General features: G+C 69.9%; 15 protein-coding genes. 3 read left to right on the plus strand and 12 right to left on the minus strand.

From position 1 onward, the window contains the following. Positions 1 to 13 precede the first annotated feature (13 nt). Positions 14 to 586, plus strand: a complete 573-nt coding sequence (locus ACFYZQ_RS02960) for a DUF4383 domain-containing protein (protein WP_389140944.1) — start codon at positions 14 to 16, stop codon at positions 584 to 586. On the opposite strand, the gene ACFYZQ_RS02965 is transcribed toward ACFYZQ_RS02960, so the two are convergent. The 3 genes from ACFYZQ_RS02965 to ACFYZQ_RS02975 all read right to left on the minus strand — a co-directional run bounded on the left by ACFYZQ_RS02965 (position 574) and on the right by ACFYZQ_RS02975 (position 5,490). Continuing rightward, positions 574 to 1,689 carry an amidase domain-containing protein gene (locus tag ACFYZQ_RS02965; protein WP_389141870.1) on the minus strand — a complete coding sequence of 372 codons (1,116 nt, stop codon included), beginning with the start codon at positions 1,687 to 1,689 and terminating at the stop codon, positions 574 to 576. The genes ACFYZQ_RS02960 and ACFYZQ_RS02965 overlap by 13 nt on opposite strands. 174 nt (positions 1,690 to 1,863) lie before the next feature. Next, positions 1,864 to 3,162, minus strand: coding sequence for a hypothetical protein (locus ACFYZQ_RS02970; RefSeq protein ID WP_389140946.1), 1,299 nt, complete (start codon positions 3,160 to 3,162; stop codon positions 1,864 to 1,866). A 129-nt stretch (positions 3,163 to 3,291) separates the two neighbouring features. Next, positions 3,292 to 5,490 (minus strand): transglycosylase domain-containing protein, encoded by a 2,199-nt coding sequence (locus tag ACFYZQ_RS02975; RefSeq protein WP_389141872.1) that lies wholly within the window; start codon positions 5,488 to 5,490, stop codon positions 3,292 to 3,294. A 343-nt stretch (positions 5,491 to 5,833) separates the two neighbouring features. On the opposite strand from ACFYZQ_RS02975, the gene ACFYZQ_RS02980 reads away from it, so the two are divergent. Continuing rightward, positions 5,834 to 6,055, plus strand: a complete 222-nt coding sequence (locus ACFYZQ_RS02980) for a zinc ribbon domain-containing protein (protein WP_389140948.1) — start codon at positions 5,834 to 5,836, stop codon at positions 6,053 to 6,055. Between the two features lie 6 nt (positions 6,056 to 6,061). Here ACFYZQ_RS02980 and ACFYZQ_RS02985 read toward each other — a convergent pair whose 3' ends face one another. The 3 genes from ACFYZQ_RS02985 to ACFYZQ_RS02995 are packed head-to-tail and all read right to left on the minus strand — an operon-like array spanning position 6,062 to position 11,165. After that, the gene (locus tag ACFYZQ_RS02985; protein ID WP_389140950.1) at positions 6,062 to 6,874 is read right to left on the minus strand and encodes an HAD family hydrolase; all 813 of its coding nucleotides are present in this window, start codon (positions 6,872 to 6,874) and stop codon (positions 6,062 to 6,064) included. Continuing rightward, positions 6,874 to 9,984 (minus strand): phosphoribosyltransferase, encoded by a 3,111-nt coding sequence (locus ACFYZQ_RS02990; RefSeq protein WP_389140952.1) that lies wholly within the window; start codon positions 9,982 to 9,984, stop codon positions 6,874 to 6,876. Before ACFYZQ_RS02990 ends, ACFYZQ_RS02985 begins: the two co-directional genes overlap by 1 nt. 14 nt (positions 9,985 to 9,998) lie before the next feature. Beyond that, positions 9,999 to 11,165, minus strand: coding sequence for an HpcH/HpaI aldolase/citrate lyase family protein (locus tag ACFYZQ_RS02995; RefSeq protein ID WP_389140954.1), 1,167 nt, complete (start codon positions 11,163 to 11,165; stop codon positions 9,999 to 10,001). A 185-nt stretch (positions 11,166 to 11,350) separates the two neighbouring features. On the opposite strand from ACFYZQ_RS02995, the gene ACFYZQ_RS03000 reads away from it, so the two are divergent. Further along, on the plus strand, positions 11,351 to 12,142 hold the full coding sequence (locus ACFYZQ_RS03000; RefSeq protein WP_389140956.1) for a TerD family protein: 792 nt from the start codon (positions 11,351 to 11,353) through the stop codon (positions 12,140 to 12,142). Positions 12,143 to 12,158: 16 nt separating this feature from the next. Here ACFYZQ_RS03000 and ACFYZQ_RS03005 read toward each other — a convergent pair whose 3' ends face one another. From ACFYZQ_RS03005 to ACFYZQ_RS03030, 6 genes are all read right to left on the minus strand, one after another. After that, positions 12,159 to 12,899, minus strand: a complete 741-nt coding sequence (locus ACFYZQ_RS03005) for a Tellurium resistance (RefSeq protein ID WP_389140958.1) — start codon at positions 12,897 to 12,899, stop codon at positions 12,159 to 12,161. Positions 12,900 to 12,990: 91 nt separating this feature from the next. Further along, complete coding sequence (locus tag ACFYZQ_RS03010) at positions 12,991 to 14,130, minus strand: DUF475 domain-containing protein (RefSeq protein WP_389140960.1); 1,140 nt, start codon at positions 14,128 to 14,130, stop codon at positions 12,991 to 12,993. A 120-nt stretch (positions 14,131 to 14,250) separates the two neighbouring features. Next, positions 14,251 to 14,826: a TerD family protein gene (locus tag ACFYZQ_RS03015; protein WP_389140962.1), complete on the minus strand. Its 576-nt coding sequence runs from the start codon at positions 14,824 to 14,826 to the stop codon at positions 14,251 to 14,253. 120 nt (positions 14,827 to 14,946) lie between these two features. Continuing rightward, positions 14,947 to 15,522: a calcium homeostasis/redox stress adaptation protein gene (locus ACFYZQ_RS03020; RefSeq protein WP_100826004.1), complete on the minus strand. Its 576-nt coding sequence runs from the start codon at positions 15,520 to 15,522 to the stop codon at positions 14,947 to 14,949. A gap of 129 nt (positions 15,523 to 15,651) precedes the next feature. Then, positions 15,652 to 16,116: a peroxiredoxin gene (locus ACFYZQ_RS03025; RefSeq protein ID WP_389140965.1), complete on the minus strand. Its 465-nt coding sequence runs from the start codon at positions 16,114 to 16,116 to the stop codon at positions 15,652 to 15,654. A gap of 116 nt (positions 16,117 to 16,232) precedes the next feature. After that, positions 16,233 to 16,670 (minus strand): DUF3052 domain-containing protein, encoded by a 438-nt coding sequence (locus ACFYZQ_RS03030; protein WP_388787770.1) that lies wholly within the window; start codon positions 16,668 to 16,670, stop codon positions 16,233 to 16,235. Between the last annotated feature and the right edge of the window lie 264 nt (positions 16,671 to 16,934).

Raw genomic sequence — 16,934 nt, forward strand, 5'->3', positions numbered from 1 at the left:
CAGGGAGGCGGAGATGGCCTCGCCCCACACAGTGCGCCCGGGGAGCCGCCGGCGGATCAGTTTTGACGAGCATCTGCCGGTCGACCACCGGTTGAACACCGTCTACCGGATCGGCGCCGGTCTGATGGGTCTCTTCCTGCTGGTCTTCGGCATCTTCGGCGTCGTCCACCACATCGGGTTCTTCGACACCGGCGGGAACGCCGTCATCGGCCTGAACACCAACGGCACGCTGAGCGTCCTGTCGATCGTCGTGGGGCTGCTGCTGTTCGTCGGCATGGTGGTCGGCGGGAACTTCGCGTCGACGCTCAACATGGTCCTCGGCGTGCTGTTCATCCTGAACGGCTTCCTGAACCTCGGCCTGCTGGACACCGACTACAACTTCCTGGCCTTCAGGATCCAGAACGTGTTGTTCAGCTTCGTGGTCGGGCTGCTGCTGATGGTCTTCGGGATGTACGGCAGGGTCGGAACGTCCCTGCCGCACGACAACCCCTACTGGCGGGCCCGCCACCCCGAACCGTCGCCGCAGGAGGAGCGGTTGACGCTGGAGCAGCGGGACCGGGAGGGGCCGCAGGATCAGGTGCGGTAGGCGTAGAACGCCGCGTTCGGGTAGGAGGCGACGAGGCTCGCCACCGACCGGTTGTAGGTGTTGGTGGAGTGGTACGTCACGTACGGCACGCCCTGCGGGCTGCGGTAGGTGACGATCATGGAGTGGTCCTTCTCGCCGTCCTTGTTGAAGTCCATCTGGAGGACGTCACCGATGTCCGCCTGGTAGACGTTGGCGAGGCTGGTGACCCGGCCGGAGGACAGGGCGAACCAGGAGAACTCGTTCACGCCGACGAACGAGTCGGACTGGATCTCTGAGTTGCCGAACCACTTGTGGAAGTCCGTGCCGTCGCCGGGCACGTGCTTCCAGCCGCCCGCCTTCAGGGACTGGCTGACGAAGTTGGTGCAGTCGCCGCCGGCGCCCGCGCCGTTGAAGTCCGGGTAGTCCTTGTTGTAGTTGTTCCAGTACTTCGTCGCGTACGCCACCATGGCCTTGTAGTCGTAGCCCTTGGCGGTCATGTTCTTGGCGTTGGCCGGCGCGGGCCACGCGGTGGCCGAGCGGGTCGCCTCGGGCGGGCCGGCGTCGGCGGGGGCGGGGCTGGCCTTCACCGCGACGGTCGGCTGCTTGGCGACCTGGTTCACCGCGATGTAGCCGTTGTCGGTGTCCTGGACCTTGGTCAGCTGCCAGGTGCCCTGGCGGTCGGCCTTGAAGGTCAGCTCGTGGTGGGCCTGGAAGCCGGTGGTCTTCGGCTCGGTGCCCTTGACCTTCGTGTACGTCAGCGTCGTGGTCTCGGTGACGTCGGCCTTGGCGGTGCGGCCGGTCACGCGCGTCGCGTCCAGCGTGACCCGGGTGCTGCCGGCGCTGTACTTCTCACCGAGCTTCGACAGGCGGGTCTTGCGGCCGCGCAGCTCGGTCAGCGCGGAGCTCTCCGAGCGGGACTGCGAAGCGGACATCTTCACGTCGCCGGTGAATCCGGACGTGGCCTGCCTCTTGCCGGCACCCTGCACCAGGGCCTCCGTGCGGTCGGTGAAGACCGCGTCGGCCAGCCGCTGGAACGTCGCCTTGGTCGCCGCGTCCACGGTCGGGTCGTCGACGACCGCCGCGCCGGCGCTCCAGTTGGGCACCAGGGCCACTCCGGCGACCACCGAAGCGGCCGCGGCCGTGACTATGGCGGCGCGGCTCCGCTTACGGCTCAGTTTTCTGGATTTCAATGAAGTTCCCCTCTACACCGGTACACCTACCGGGAGATGGCATCTTCGCACGGCTGTTGAGTCGGTTGTGAAGGGGGATGCACAAGTGGAATCAAGCAGTTGCAGGCGTCACTTGACGACCGTCGCCCAGTCCGGGTTCTGCGCCGGATCCAGGGCGCGCAGGTTGGCCAGGGTCGAGGGCTTCTGTACGTCCATCCAGTCGGCCAGCTCCTTGAAGGAGACGCATTTGACGCCCTTTTTGGTGCAGACGTTCTTGATGACCTGGTCGACGGACTTCATATAGATGCCGCCGTTCCAGTCCTCGAAGTGGTTGCCGACGAACAGCGGTGCGCGGCTGCCGTAGTAGACGCGGTTGAAGCCGTTCATGTATGAGTCGACGGTCTGCTGTTCCCACTTGGCGTACTGCGCCGGGTCGCCGTGGACCTCGCCCTCGGACTGGTTGTAGAGGAAGTTGAAGTCCATCGACAGGCCCTGATTGTTGGCCGAGTACGGGAGCATCTGGAGCGGGAAGTCCCATACGCCGTTCTTCTTCGTCGGCCATATCTGGAAGTTGCCGGGGGAACTGGCGTCATAGCGCCAGCCGTAGCTCTTCATGGCCTTCAGCAGGTTCGGCTGGCCCTCCAGGCAGGGCGCGCGTCCGCCGGTGACCTCCTTTCGGAAGTCGAAGGGCAGCGCGGGGATGTCCTTGAAGCCGGTGTTGGTCTTCCATTTCTCCACGAAGGAGTAGAACTGGTCGATCTCGCTCTTCCACTGCTGGACGCTCCAGTCGCCGCCGCCCTTGGCCCCGCAGAAGTGGCCGTTGAAGTGGGTGCCGATCTCGTTGCCCTGGTCGTACGCCCGCCGGAGTTGCTCCAGCGTGGTGCGTATGTGCTCGTCGGTGGCGTAGTCGATCGCGGCGTCGCCGGGCTTGTGCATCGGGCCCTGGTAGAGGTCCTTCTTGCTCTTGGGCAGCAGGTAGATGCCCGTGAGGAAGAAGGTCATGTGGGCGTCGTACTCCTTGGCGAGCTCCCGGTAGTGGGAGAAGAGGTGGTCGCTGCCCTCCAGCGCGCCGTCCCAGGAGAAGACGACGAACTGGGGCGGCCGCTCACCGGGCTTGAGCGGAACGGGCTTCAACTGGCCTTTCTGCGGGCCGGTGTAGGAGGTTGAGCCGTCACCGAGGATCTTGGTCTTGCCGTCCCACTTGGGCTCCGGAGTGCTCTTGGGGGCGGTCCTGCCGCTCTTGCTCGGGCCCGTGGCGGCGGTGGGCGTGGTGTCGTCCGGCCGGGTCAGGACCAGGAAGCCCGCGACCACGGACGCCACGACGAGGAGGGCGGCGAGGGTGATGACCTGCGGGCGGGTGGCCCGTGGGGCGCGGCGGCGGGGGCGGGCTTTGCGGCGGTGGCCGGTCGACGACTTCGTGCGGGTCATGCGGGGGCTCATTCTGCGAGGCGGGGCGGCGGGTCGCGGGGGACGCCCGGCGGGGGACGCCCGGCAGAGGCGGCGGACTGCGGGGCGGCGGGTTGCGGGGCGGCGGGTTCTGGGAGGCGACCGACGGGGTCAGCCGAAGCCCATGGCGCCCGACCAGACGGTGTAGGGGACGCTGTCGGTCGCGGTGCCGGCGAGTCCCTTGAGCGGCAGCGGTTCAAGGGACTTGGCGAGGTCGATGCGGTAGACGACGACCGCGGTGGACACGGAGGAGGCGGTGCCCGCGTACCAGGAGGCGGTGTCGTTCTCGGTGGTGCCGGCCTTCCCGGCCGGCTGGGCCGTGGCGGGCGCACCGTTCGGGTGCGCGATGCGGAAGGACTCCCTGAGCGCCCGGCTGACGTCGTCGGCCACCTCCGTGCCGACCGCGCGGTGTGCGCGCGGGGTGGCCACGGCGACGTCGGCGCCGTTGCGGGTGATCCGGCGCACCGAGTACGGCTCGGTGTGCTTGCCGGAGGCGGCGAACGTGGCGTATCCGCCGGCCATCCGGATCGCGCTGGGAGTGGAGTTGCCCATGGACAGGGCGGGCACCTGCGGGCCGATGCTGGAGGGGAGCAGCCCGGCCGCCTCGGCGGTTTCCGTCACCTTGGCCAGGCCCGTGTCCATGCCGAGTTGCACGAACGGCGCGTTCACCGACTGGGCGAGCGCCTTGTCCAGGGTGATGTCCCCGTAGGACTTGCCGCCGTCGTTGTGGGCCTTGACCCGGTCGCCGCTGCGGTCCCAGTAGGGGCCCTCGGGCGTGGTGACGATGTGGCCGTCGTCGCCGTCGTAGACCGTCTCGGGGGTGATGGGGGCCGGGAGTCCGTTGCGTTCCTTGACGACGCCGTGCTCCAGGCCGGCGGCGTAGACGAACGGCTGGAACGCCGAACCGGCCTGGACGGTGGTCGCGTTGGACTCGTTGTAGCCCTGGGTGCGGTGGTCGGGGCCGCCGTAGACGGCGAGTATCCGGCCGTCGGCGGACACCGAGGCGGCTCCGTAGTGCGCGGCCTTCGCCTCTTCGGGGTGGTCCTTCTTCGCCTGCTCGCGGGCCTGGGTGACGGCCTTGGTGAGCGCGTTCTCCCGCTTGCGGTCGAAGGTCGTGTAGATCTGGTAGCCGCCGAGGTCGAACTGCTTGTCCGTGATGTGCGCGGCCTTCTTGGCGTACTGGGACGCGAGCTCCACCAGGTAGTCGCTCTGCTCACCGGTGTCGTACAGCGGGTTGCTCTTCAGCGGGTCGGGGAACTTCGTGTACTTCGCCCGTTCCTGCGGCGACAGTTTGCCGATCTTGACCATCCGGTCGAGGATCCAGGACCAGCGCTCCACGGCGCGCTTGTGGTTGGCCTTGCCGATCGTGGGGTCGTACAGGCCGGCGCCCTTGAGCAGGCCGGCGAGGCAGGCGGCCTCGGACGCGTTGAGCTTGCTGACGTCCTTGCCGTAGTAGGCCTGGGCCGCGCGCTGGATGCCGTAGGTGCCGCGGCCGAACCAGCTGGTGTTGAGGTAGCCCTCGAGGATGTCGTCCTTGCTCATCTTGTTGTCGAGCTTGAGGGCGATCATCGCCTCGGTGAACTTGCGGCTGACCGTCTGGTTCTGGGTCAGGTAGACGTTCTTCACGTACTGCTGGGTGATCGTGGAGCCGCCCTCGGTGTCCCCTTCGCCCACCGTGCGCCACAGGGCCCGGGAGATGCCCTTGAAGGAGATGCCCGGGTCGGTGTAGAAGTTCTCGTTCTCCGCGGCGAGCACCGCCCAGCGGACGTCCTCGGGTATGTCCTTCAGGGGCATCGCCTGCCGCTGCACCCAGCCGGTACGGGCCATGGGCGTGCCGTCGGACCAGAAGTAGACGTTGTCCTGCTGGGTGGCGTACGTGTTGAGGTTGTCCGGTATGTCGGTGGTGGCGTAGGCGGCGACCATGAACACGCCGGTCAGACCGAAGGCCGTGAGCCACGCCCCCAGCCACTGCCGCCAGGAGGGCGTCCAGCGGCGCCAGCCGGTGCGGCCCGGGCGCGGGTAGACCGGCCTCAGTTTCCGGGCGTACGGGGATATTCGGGCGGCGAGCGGTGCGAGGTGCCGTGCGGCGGCGGCGGTGACACGAGCAACGGCCCGGGGCGGGGCGGTCCTGCCGCGCGGCTTGCGGCGGTCGGCCCGCCGGCCGGGCGTGCGGGGGAGGTCCTTGGGCCGGAGCACACCCAACGCCATGGTCTGGTCCGGCTTCGGCGGCGCGGCGGCACCGGCGCCATGGCCGGGGATGTTCCTGCGCAGGGCGTCGACGTTGAGCTGCATGGTTTCGTCGGGCGGCATCGCCCCGCCGGCCGCCGGCCGTACGTCCGGCGCGGCCCGGCGCCCCCGGGGACGACGGGCCCGCCCCGGGACGCCCTCCCCCTGACCTGCCTGGGTCACTCCTGTGTCTCCCTCCGCACTACGTTCTTGCGCGCGGGTGAGACTCAGCGGGTGGACTTGACCGCCGCTCACGCGACGTACGGCCCCCCTCTTCCCCCGGTCTTACTCCGGTCTTGCGGCTCCTCGCGGCACTCACAAATTAGCAGTGATCTTCGCAGAATCTCCTCACAAGTGCAGGACGGAAACCAACACTAATGAAACTCTGAGCTGCGAATGTCACGCTGCTGCCGGTTAGCCTAGCTGCATGCCTCGCTACGAGTACCGCTGCCGCAGTTGTGGAGACACCTTCGAACTGAGCCGCCCCATGGCCGAGTCGGCCGCGCCGGCCACCTGCCCCGCCGGGCACGACGACACGGTCAAGCTGCTGTCCACCGTCGCGGTCGGCGGATCGGCGGCCGCCCCGGCACCCGCGCCCCGCGCGGGCGGTGGTGGCGGCGGGTGCTGCGGCGGCGGCTGCTGCGGCTGAGCCACCCTAGCGGGGAGCCCTGGCCGCCCTGAGGAACTCCCGGGTGATCCGCTCCCCCGCCAGCACCCCGCGCTCGGGCAGCGCGGTGATCCCGGGGGCCGTCCAGTCGGTGTCGGCCAGCTCGCCGTGGCCCGGGCGCCAGCCCCGGTCCACGGCCAGCAGCAGGTCGGCGTCGAGGAGCGAGTCGCCCGCGCCGAGGACGAGGTCGGCGCCGGTGCGGCGGGCGACCTCGCGGACGGCTGCGCTCTTGGTGAGCGGCTTGGGTACGGCGTAGAGCTTCCGGCCCTGCAGGGAGACCGTCCAGCCGCGGTTCTCCGCCCAGGCGGCGAGCTCCTTCACCCACTCCTCGGGGAGCAGCTCGCGTTCCACGACCAGGTAGGCGAAGAGGTCCTCGGCGACGCGGTGCTTGCGCAGCCACACCGGGTCGGCGGTCCTCAGCAGATGCTCCTGGACCTCGTCGAGCGGCGCGCACTCACCGGCCAGCCGGTCGGTGACCTGACGGTGCCAGTCGGCGTCCGAGACGCCGTCCACCAGCAGATGGCCGCCGTTGGCGCAGATCGCGTACGCGGGCTCCGGGCCCGGCAGGTTGATGCGCTGGTACTGCTTCCGGGTACGGGTGGTCGTCGGCACGAACACCGTCGTGTCCCCGAGCTCGGTGAGCAGTCCGGCCGCCGTCTCCGTCATGTACGACAGCGGTCTGCTCTCGTGCACCTCCACGCACAGCAGGCGGGGCGCCCGGGCGTCCGGCATGGTCAGCGCCAGGGCCGCCGCGGAGTAGATCAGGGTCCGGTCGAGATCGCTCGCCACCAGCACCGGCATCAGACGTTCACCGCCTTGCCGTCGGCGCCGGTCGCACCGCGCGTGTACTTGGGGTGGATCAGGCCCACGCAGGTGTACGGCAGCTCGTCGACCTCCTCGACGGGCACACCCCGCTGTTCGGCCAGCAGGCGTACGTGGTCCAGGTCGGCGCCCGCCCCGGCCCGGGCGAGGATCTTCCACGGCACGCGGCGCAGCAGCACGCGGGTGGTCTCGCCGACGCCGGGCTTGACGAGGTTCACGTCGTGGATGCCGTACTCCTCGCTGATGCGCTCCACCGCCTTCCAGCCCTCCCAGCTGGGCGTGCGGTCACCGGCCGCCAGGTCCTTGACGGCCTCGTCCACGCGGTCGGCGACGGCCTGGAAACGGGCGGAGACGGCGTCCAGGAAGGCCACGGACACGTCCACGGCGGCGAGCTCGCGGTAGAACTTCGCGCCGTGGAAGTCGTGCGGGCCGACCAGGTCGGCGCGCAGCACGGTGCGGGAGATGAGGCCGGAGACGGTCGAGTTGAGGCAGGCGGAGGGGATGAGGAAGTCCTCGCGGGTGCCGTACGTCCGCACGCACGAGCCCGGGTCGGCCAGCACCGCGATCTCCGGGTCGAAGCCGGTGATGTGGTCGGAGGCCTCGAACCCGGCCAGCGCGTCGGCCAGCTCGCGGGTGATGGCGCCCTTGCCGGTCCAGCCGTCGACGAAGACGACGTCCCGGGGGTCGTGGTGGGCGGCCAGCCAGCGCAGGGCGTTGGCGTCGATGCCCCGGCCGCGCACGATCGAGACGGCGTAGTGCGGCAGCTCCAGGCCGTGCCGGAACTGCGCCCAGCGGCGCATCAGCACGCCGACGGGGGTGCCCGCGCGGGCGAGGGAGACCAGTACGGGGCGCGGTGACCGTTCGGCGATCACGGTCTCGGTGACGACCCCGACCGCGTGGGCGATCCGGGCGGCCGAGGCCTCGAGGGCGGCGTGGAACAGTGCCTGGTACTGCTCGCTCGGCTGGTACTCCACCGGCAGCGACTCGGCGTAGTGCGCCCCGCCGCTCTGGATCGCCTCCTCACGTTCCTCGGTCGGCGCCTCCAGCGTCACGTCCGAGAGGTCCTGCAGCAGCCAGCCGACCTCCTCGGGCGCGTACGAGGAGAAGGCGGGGCCGCGAAGGGGCTCGGGCAGCATGGGGGGCCTTTCGGGGGCGTACGACGGTACGACGGCGAGCAGGACGTGCGGGGCGTGCTCGGCCAGCCGGGCCAGCAGGCCCTGCGGGGCGTGCAGTGCGGGGGTGTCGGCGGCCGAGTCGACGACGGCGACGACCGCGTCGAAGCCGGCGCCCGCGACGTTGTAGGCGTAGCGCTCGCCGGGGCCGTCGGCGGGGTCGTCATGGGCGGGGAAAACGATTCGGCTGCGTATCGCGTAGCCGGGGTCGTCGACCGCGAGGACTGGCGAGCGGGTGGTGGTGGAGTACCGCACCTCGCCCTCGACCGCGCGCTCCAGCGCCTCGGCCAGCCGCAGCGGGGCGTACATCAGCTCCTCGAACCCGAGCACGAGCACCCGGCGTGCGTCACCGGGCAGTGCCTCGGCGACCCGGGCGGCCATGGCGGGCAGCGCCTCCTCCAGCCGTTCCCGGTGCACGGGCGTGAACCCGTGCCGGCCCCCGTCGGGAACCCCGACGGGCCAAGGGAGCGGGACGCGGGCGATCCGACCGCGAGAACCCGCACGGGGCCCACGGGGACCGCTCACGCCGGCCCCTCGGGCATCCGCCCCGGCCATCCCGGCGTCGGCCACCCGCTCCACCGCCCCGGCATCCACCCCGGAACCAACTTGCCCAGCCCCTCCGTGCGTATCTTCACGGCCTGCCGCATCGGCCGTCCGAGCCTCGTCGGCAGGGGCCTCCGCCACGGCTGCTCCGGGGGCCGCCGGAAGGCCGGGTGCCTCCGGCACGACCCTGTCGGCCGCTCCGGCCGCCGCACGGCCTGCCGCCGCGCAACCGCCGATCTCGCCGGTACCCGCCATCGGGGGGCCGCTGTCGACGAACGCTGCTGCCTCGCCCGCCGCCGACGGGACGCCTCGCGCGCCCGCCGCCTGCCGCGCGAGTCCGGGGGGCGCTGCGGGACCCGCCCCACGGCCTGCCGCCGCGGAGCCCACCGCCCGGGTGCCGGTACCGAAGGACGCCACGGCCTCCCCCGTCACCGGCGGGGCGCCCCCGGCAGCCGGGCTCTCCGCCCCTGCCAGTCCCGCGCCCCTCGCCCCCGCCTCGTCTCCCCCGGCCGGAAGGCCGTCCGGCAGACCGCCACCGGCCGGCTCCCGGACGCATGCGTCGGCCCCTTCGGCCCGCGCCTCAGAGCCGGTCGCCCCGGCGCCGCCGATCGTCGCGGCATGGGATGGCCCACCGTCGGGCATCCCCGGCGCAGCCGACTCGTAGCGCGTCACCAGGGCCTGGCCCTTCTCCAGCACCCCCTCCGGCAGGAGCACCGTGCCCGAGGCGGCGGCCACCAGGTCCACGCGGGCGCCGATCTCGTCGGCGAAGGCGGCCAGGCGGGCCGCGTCCCGCGGGGAACGCATGTCGACCAGCGCGACCACGACGTACCGCCCCCGGGGGTGGCGCTCGTGCAGGTCGCGGATGGTGTTCAGGACCGTGTTGCCGGTGGAGAACTCGTCGTCGACGAGGACCAGCGGGCCGTCGCCGGCCAGCAGGGCCGGGTCCTCGGGCAGCAGCAGGTGCGAGGTGGCGTGCGAGTGGGCCTCCTCGAAGCCGCCCGCGGGGGCGACGCCGGGTACCGGGCGGCGGGTGGAGTGCAGGTAGGGCGCGAGGCCCAGTCCGTCGGCGACCGAGTGGCCGAGGCCGGTGGCGGTCTCCGCGTAACCGAGCACGACCGCCCGGGCCGCCTCCTCGTCGCCGAGCAGGTCCCGGACCCGGCGGCCCAGGGCGCCCCCGTGGCCGTACACCACCGCCGGCGACTGCGGTACGTGCTTGCCCAGCACGTTGGAGACCAGCAGGTGGGCCCGCTTGGGGTTGCGGCGCAGGGCGAGCCCCAGCAGGCCCGTCAGCGCGTCGTCGCCCCTGAGCTCGACCCCGAGCCGCTCGGTGACCCAGGCGCCGGACCAGACCTCGTCGTTCACTGGCTTGTTCAATGCGTCCCTTGTGTTCAGCCGGGGATCCCGGCGGCGAGCAGCTCCACGAAGCCGACGTCCTCGTTGGCGACGCCGAACACCTCGGCGCGCAGCATGACCCGTTCGGCCCAGGCGCGGTGCGGCTTCACCTCGTTCATCTTGTTCGTGTACGCCGACCTGAGTACACCCCCGCCGCCCCGTTCCGGCCGCAGGATGTCCGCCGCGTCGCTGAACTCCTCGTGGCTGACCACGGACAGCGCGTGCACGGGAAGTACGTGGGAGGGATGGATGCAGGTCTTGCCGAGCAGGCCGTTGGCCTGGTCCAGGGAGATCTCCCGCAGCAGCCCGTCCATCGCGTGCTCGATGAGCCGCTCGCGCAGCTCCACGGCCTGCCCCTCCAGGAAGGGGCTGTGCCGCAGCATCGGCTTGAACATCCGCTCGGGCACCCGGAAGTACTCCCACACCGGCCCGGTCACCGTGAACCCGGTGCCGTCGGCCCGCCCGAGCATGTTCACCACGTCGGCGATCACGGAGGCGACGATCTGCACGTCGTACGCGGTCATGTCGGGGGCCCGGCGCAGCCCGTAGGAGGAGCAGAAGTCGGTGACGCCGAGGCGCAGGGCGAGCACCCGGTCGCGGTACTTGTCGACCGCGCGGAAGATCCCCGCCAGGACGTCCACCCGTGACTCCAGGTAGAGCAGCTCGGGCGACTCCAGCACCGGCATGGCGAACAGCCGCCGTCCGCTCGCCGTCTCCGCGGTGGCCAGCGCCTCCAGGAAGGGGATGCCGCGTTCCTCGGTGAACTTGGGCATGACGAAGCCGGACAGCAGCCGGGCGGCGGGGCCGAGGCGGCGGACCAGGTCGGGGATCTGCTCGGGTGCCCGCACCCTGATGAAGAGCAGGGGCGGCTCGGCGCCGTCCCGCGCGGCCAGGTCGGCGAACTGCCGTACGAGGTTCTCCTCGCCCGCCCCGACGTCCGCGTCGTCGATCGAGTCCTCCAGGCACAGCACCATCGAGACCACGCCGTTCCCGGCCTGCTTGACGATGTCGTCGGCGAGCCGCGGCCGCGTGGCCGGGCTGTACAGCGTGGCGCCCAGGGCCGCCGACAGCAGCCGGGCCGACGAGTCGGCGGTGAACTCGCAGGGCTCCTGGTGGAAGAGGCGCTGCCGCACCTCAGGGGCGATGTGCCCGAAATGACGCATGGAACTCCCCCGTGGCACAAGGTGAACCTGTGATCTGGCGAACAGGTGGCCGGTAATAGTACGTAGTTCTCCATGGCCCGAGTTCCCCCGGGCCATGAATTTCAAGTTACGGCGGGCGTGCGCATTCGTTTCCGCAGTCGGACCCCGCATTGTCGTGACCAGGACCGAGAGGGCAGGATGACCGCATGACGCACGCGATGCTGAAGGGGTCGAACGTCCCGCTCGAAGCCACGACGGTGCGCGCCGTGCTGCGCTGGGCGCCCGGGCAGGGGGTCCCGGACGTCGATGCCTCGGCGCTGCTCCTCGGCCCCGACGGTCGTGTGCGCTCCGACGAGGACTTCGTTTTCTACAACCAGCCCCGGCACCCCTCGGGGAAGGTGTGGCGGCTCGGCAAGAAGCGTGTCACCGAGGGCCTCACCGACACGATCCAGACGGATCTCGCCGGTGTCGAGCCCGGCGTCGGCCGTATTCTGCTGGTCGCCTCGGCGGACGGCGTCCCCTTCGACCACGTACAGGCCCTGCGCATCCTGCTGTACGACGCCGCCGCCCCCGAAGGGGAGCCGCTGGCCCACTTCGACATCAAGCCGGAGACCGGCGCCGAGACGGCGCTGATCTGCGGTGAACTGTACCGGCGCGGCGAGGGCTGGAAGTTCCGCGCGCTGGGCGAGGGCTACTCCAACGGCCTGAAGGGCCTGGCGACCGACTTCGGCATCTCGGTGGACGAGTCGGAGGCGGCGGACGCGGAGGACCCCTCCCCGTCCCAGCCGCTTCCCCCGGAGCAGCCGACGAACCCGGGGCCGTCCCAGCCCGCCTACGGCTATCCGCAGGCGCAGCCCGCCACCACACAGCCCTCCTACGGGTACCCGCAGTCCGCGAGCAGGCCGACGTACGGCTACCCGCCCGCGGCGACCGCCCTCCCGGAGCTGAACCCGGACTTCCGGCTGCCGCCGCAGGGGCCGCAGTTCGTCGGGCGCTGACCGGGCGCGGCGCGGGTCACTTCTCCACCTTGGTCTTGTAGCCGCGCCCCCACTGCAGCCCCCACCCGTACAACCGGTCGAGCTCGGCCTGGAACCCGTACACGAACTTCACCTCGCGCCGGACGACCAGCTCACCCTTGACGTTCTCGATCATCACCACCGCGCAGGAGCGGGCCTGCTGGTGGCGTTCGTCCAGGCCGATCTCGATCCGGGGGCCGTTGCTCGGGTAGAGGGTGACGATCGCGTGCGTACGGTCGAACGCCGGGGTCTGGTCGTAGATGTAGACGAAGACCAGCAGCCGTTTGATGTTCTCCCGGTGGTCGAGATTGACGTACATCGTCTCTCCCGACGCCGAGCCGAACCGGTCGTCGCCGCTGAGCTTGACGTACGGCGGGGCGTTGACGTCCCCGAGGTAGCCGCCGAGGGGCTGCACCACGCCCTTGGTGCCGTCCATCAGCTCGTACAGGCAGCCCAGGTCGAGGTCGACGTTGACCATGCTCTGGCCGTGCCCGAGGACCTCCGCCGGTTTGAGCGCCTTGAAGGGGTCGCGGAACAGGCTCGTGCGCGGACCGGCGCCGTCCAGGTCGGACGTCCGCATCCGCCAGGTCAGGTTGACGCGCAGATGACCGGTGGCCGCTCCCTGTTTGGTGAGGGACACCTGGTGGTGCCGTTTGGTGAGCTTGATGGAGCCGCTCGCGGCACTGCCGGAGTCGAAGTCGTCGGCACGGGCTCCCAGCAGCCCGTCGAAGAAACCCATTCCCGCCCCCAGGTCCTCGGGTCACATAGGTGAGCGGGGCGGCCGCCATCGACGGCCGCCCCGCTCAGAGCGTTCCTCACTCGGGGCGCTGTCACACCCCGGACGAGACCTCAGCCTTGTCGTCCGCTTTTCCCTCCGCGGCCGCCAGGGCGCGGTTGCGGCGGACGGAGGACCAGAAGGACCAGGCGATCAGGACCACGCCGACGAGGCCGGTGATGACCTCGTTGATCTCGTACTGGATGGTGACCATGAGGATCACGGCCAGGGCCCCGATCGCGTAATGGGCGCCGTGCTCCAGGTAGACGTAGTCGTCCAGGGTGCCCTGGCGGACCAGGTAGACGGTGAGCGACCGGACGTACATCGCGCCGATGCCCAGGCCCAGCGCCATCAGCACGATGTCGTTGGTGATGGCGAACGCGCCGATCACGCCGTCGAAGGAGAAGGAGGCGTCGAGGACCTCGAGGTAGAGGAACATGAAGAACGCGGCCTGGCCGGCCAGGACCACCGCGGACCGCTTCTTGCCGGTGCGGGCGGCCTCTTCCTCCTCCTCGTGCTCGCGCTCCTCCTCTTCCTCGAGTTTGTCCTCGAAGTAGCCGGAGAGACCGCCGACGACCATGTAGGTGATCAGGCCGGCGATGCCGGAGATCAGGACGGTCTGCGCCTTGTCGACGTGCGCGCCGCCGTGCTGGTGGGCGTGGGTGGCGAAGGTGAAGGCGGTGATCAGCAGGACGATCAGCGCGATGCAGACCGACAGCATGTCGACCTTGCCGAGCTTGGCCAGGGGGCGCTCGATCCAGCGCAGCCACTGGATGTCCCGGTCCTCGAAGATGAAGTCGAGGAAGATCATCAGCAGGAACATGCCGCCGAAGGCCGCGATCGCCGGGTGGGCGTCGGTGACGAGCTGCTGGTAGTGGTCCTTGTTGTTCAGCGCGAGGTCGACGGCCTCGATCGGCCCCATCTTGGCGCTGATCGCGACGATCACGACCGGGAAGACCAGCCGCATGCCGAAGACCGCGATGAGGACGCCGACCGTGAGGAAGATCTTCTGCCAGAAGGCGTTCATCTTCTTCAGGATCCCGGCGTTGACCACCGCGTTGTCGAAGGACAGCGAGATCTCCAGGATGGCGAGGATCGCCACGATGCCGAAGGCTTCCCACCCCCCGTAGAAGATCGCCGCGACCAGACCGAGCGCGGTGACCGCGAACGACCAGCCGAAGGTTTTGAGAAGCACTGCTTACCCCATCGTGTCGGTACGAGTCCGCCCCGGGCCGTACTCGGCTTTACTAACTATTGACCACGAAGTCTAGAGCGTGGCCCTTAAGCCGGGCCAGGAGGGGCATCTCGGTCAGGCCTAGGAGACGTTGACCCCGAAGTCCAGGGCGATGCCCCGCAGTCCCGACGCATACCCCTGACCCACCGCCCTGAACTTCCACTCGCCGCCGTAGCGGTAGAGCTCGCCGAAGATCATGGCGGTTTCGGTGGAGGCGTCCTCGCTCAGGTCGTAGCGGGCCAGTTCCTGGCCGTCGGCCTGGTTGACGACCCGGATGAAGGCGTTGGAGACCTGGCCGAAGGTCTGGCCGCGCTCGTCCGCCAGATGGATGGAGACAGGGAAGACGATCTTGTCGCAGTGGGCCGGCACCTGGGGCAGGTCGACCAGGATCGACTCGTCGTCGCCCTCGCCCTCACCGGTGAGGTTGTCGCCGGTGTGCTCGACCGAGCCGTCGGGGCTCTTGAGCTGGTTGTAGAAGACGAACCACTCGTCGCCGAGCACCCGCCCGCTGCTGCAGAGCAGCGCGCTGGCGTCGAGGTCGAAGGGGGCGCCGGTGGTGGAGCGGGCGTCCCAGCCCAGCCCGATCATGACGTTCGTGAGGTTCGGTGCGGCCTTGGAAAGGGAGACGTTGCCTCCCTTGGCGAGCGTGACGCCCATGTTGCTGGTCCTCCCCTTGGGGCCTGCCCGGCCCGGTGCTTCTTCTTCGGTTGTCCTGCACGTCCGGCGCCGACCGTAAACGGTGCGGCGCCGGAGCCGGGCCCTGTCGGGCTGGGTGCCTCAGACGTTGACGCCGAAGTCCTGGGCGATCCCGCGCAGGCCGGAGGCGTAGCCCTGGCCGATGGCGCGGAACTTCCACTCCGCACCGTGCCGGTACAGCTCGCCGAAGACCATCGCCGTCTCGGTGGAGGCGTCCTCGCTCAGGTCGTACCGGGCGATCTCCTGTCCGCCGGCCTGGTTGACCACGCGGATGAACGCGTTGCGCACCTGACCGAAGGACTGCTGGCGGTTCTCGGCGTCGTAGATCGACACCGGGAAGACGATCTTCTCGACGTCGGCCGGGACGCCCGCGAGGTTGACCTTGATCTGCTCGTCGTCGCCCTCGCCCTCACCGGTGAGGTTGTCACCGGTGTGCTCGACCGAGCCGTCCGGGCTCTTGAGGTTGTTGAAGAAGACGAAGTGCTGGTCGCTTGCGACCTTTCCCGAGTTGTTCAGCAGCAGCGCGCTGGCGTCGAGGTCGAAGTCGGTGCCGGTCGTGGTGCGGACGTCCCACCCCAGACCGACGATGACGGCGGTCAGGCCCGGGGCCTCCTTCGTCAGCGATACGTTGCCGCCCTTGCTGAGGCTGACTCCCACGAGTCCTCCATTGGTTTCCTGGGGCGGGGAGCCCCGTCGCGTGCGTCGGATACCGGATCAACGAGTCGATCCTAGTGACGGGTTCCCGCCCCACGCAGTCCCTGCAACCGAAGAATCGCAGGGTGTCGGTCAGGACCGGAGGGTGTCGAGCGCCTTGACGTACTCGTTCAGGTCACGGGCGTCCGGCAGCGCGTTGACGACCGTCCAGCGGACGACGCCGTCCTTGTCGATGACGAAGGTGCCGCGCACGGCGCAGCCCTTGTCCTCGGCGAAGACGCCGTAGGCGCGGGAGACCTCGCCGTGCGGCCAGAAGTCGCTCAGCAGCGGGTACTCCAGGCCCTCCTGCTCGGCGAAGACGCGCAGCGTGTGGATGGAGTCGTTGGAGACGGCGAGCACCTGGGTGCCGCGGTCGTCGAACTGCGGCAGGTTGTCCCGGACCTCGCACAGCTCGCCGGTGCACACGCCGGTGAAGGCGAAGGGGTAGAAGAGCAGCACCACGTTCTTCTCACCGCGGAAGTCCGACAGCTTCACGGACCTGCCGTGGTTGTCCTTCAGCTCGAAGTCGGGGGCCTTGTCGCCGACCTGGATCGCCATCGTCCTGCATCCCTTCGGTGGGGCTGTTCGGGTGGGAACACCCTACGCAGCGCCCACCGCGGGCGGCGGGCGGGTACGGGCCGAGCCGGCCCGTACCCGCCCGCCGTCGACGAGGTCTACTTCCTGGACTTCGCGGCCTTCGGCGTCGCCAGGCGCGAGCCGCTCCAGTCCTTGCCGACGCTGACGCTCTTGGACGCCGTCAGTCCGGCGGTGGTCGCGGCTTCCGAGATGTCACTCGGCTCCACGTACCCCGAACGGCCGGTCTTCGGCGTGAGGAGCAGGATGGCGCCGCCTTCCTCGATGTACGTGGTGGCATCGACCAGCGCATCCGTCAGGTCGCCGTCGTCGTCGCGGAACCACAGCACGACGGCATCGGCCACGTCGTCGTAGTCCTCGTCCATCAGCTCGCTGCCGATGACTTCCTCGATGGACTCGCGGAGCTCCTGGTCGACGTCGTCGTCGTAGCCGATCTCCTGGACCACCTGCTCGGGCTGGAACCCCAGCCTGACGGCAGGGCTCGTCCGCTCCTCCGCGTGGTCCGCGGTCGCGCTCACGGGTTGCCTCCTGATCATGTCTTGTTGAGTATCTCAGCCACGCGCGTGCGCGAAGCATTGGCCGTAGTCCACACGGGCGGGGCGGATCGCGCAAGTACCCGGCCGTCCAGACCGCCGAAACAGTGACGATCCCGGCCGTGTCGCCGCAACTCATGGCACCGTATCGCGAGCCCGGCGGACGTACACCTCACCTTTGTGCCCGGTTTGCGAGGAATGAAATCATTCGAAATGATCCGCCGTTACGAGTCTCGAACTAGTTTGCCA

The sequence above is a fragment of the Streptomyces sp. NPDC001843 genome, assembly GCF_042891955.1.
Taxonomy (GTDB): Bacteria; Actinomycetota; Actinomycetes; order Streptomycetales; family Streptomycetaceae; genus Streptomyces.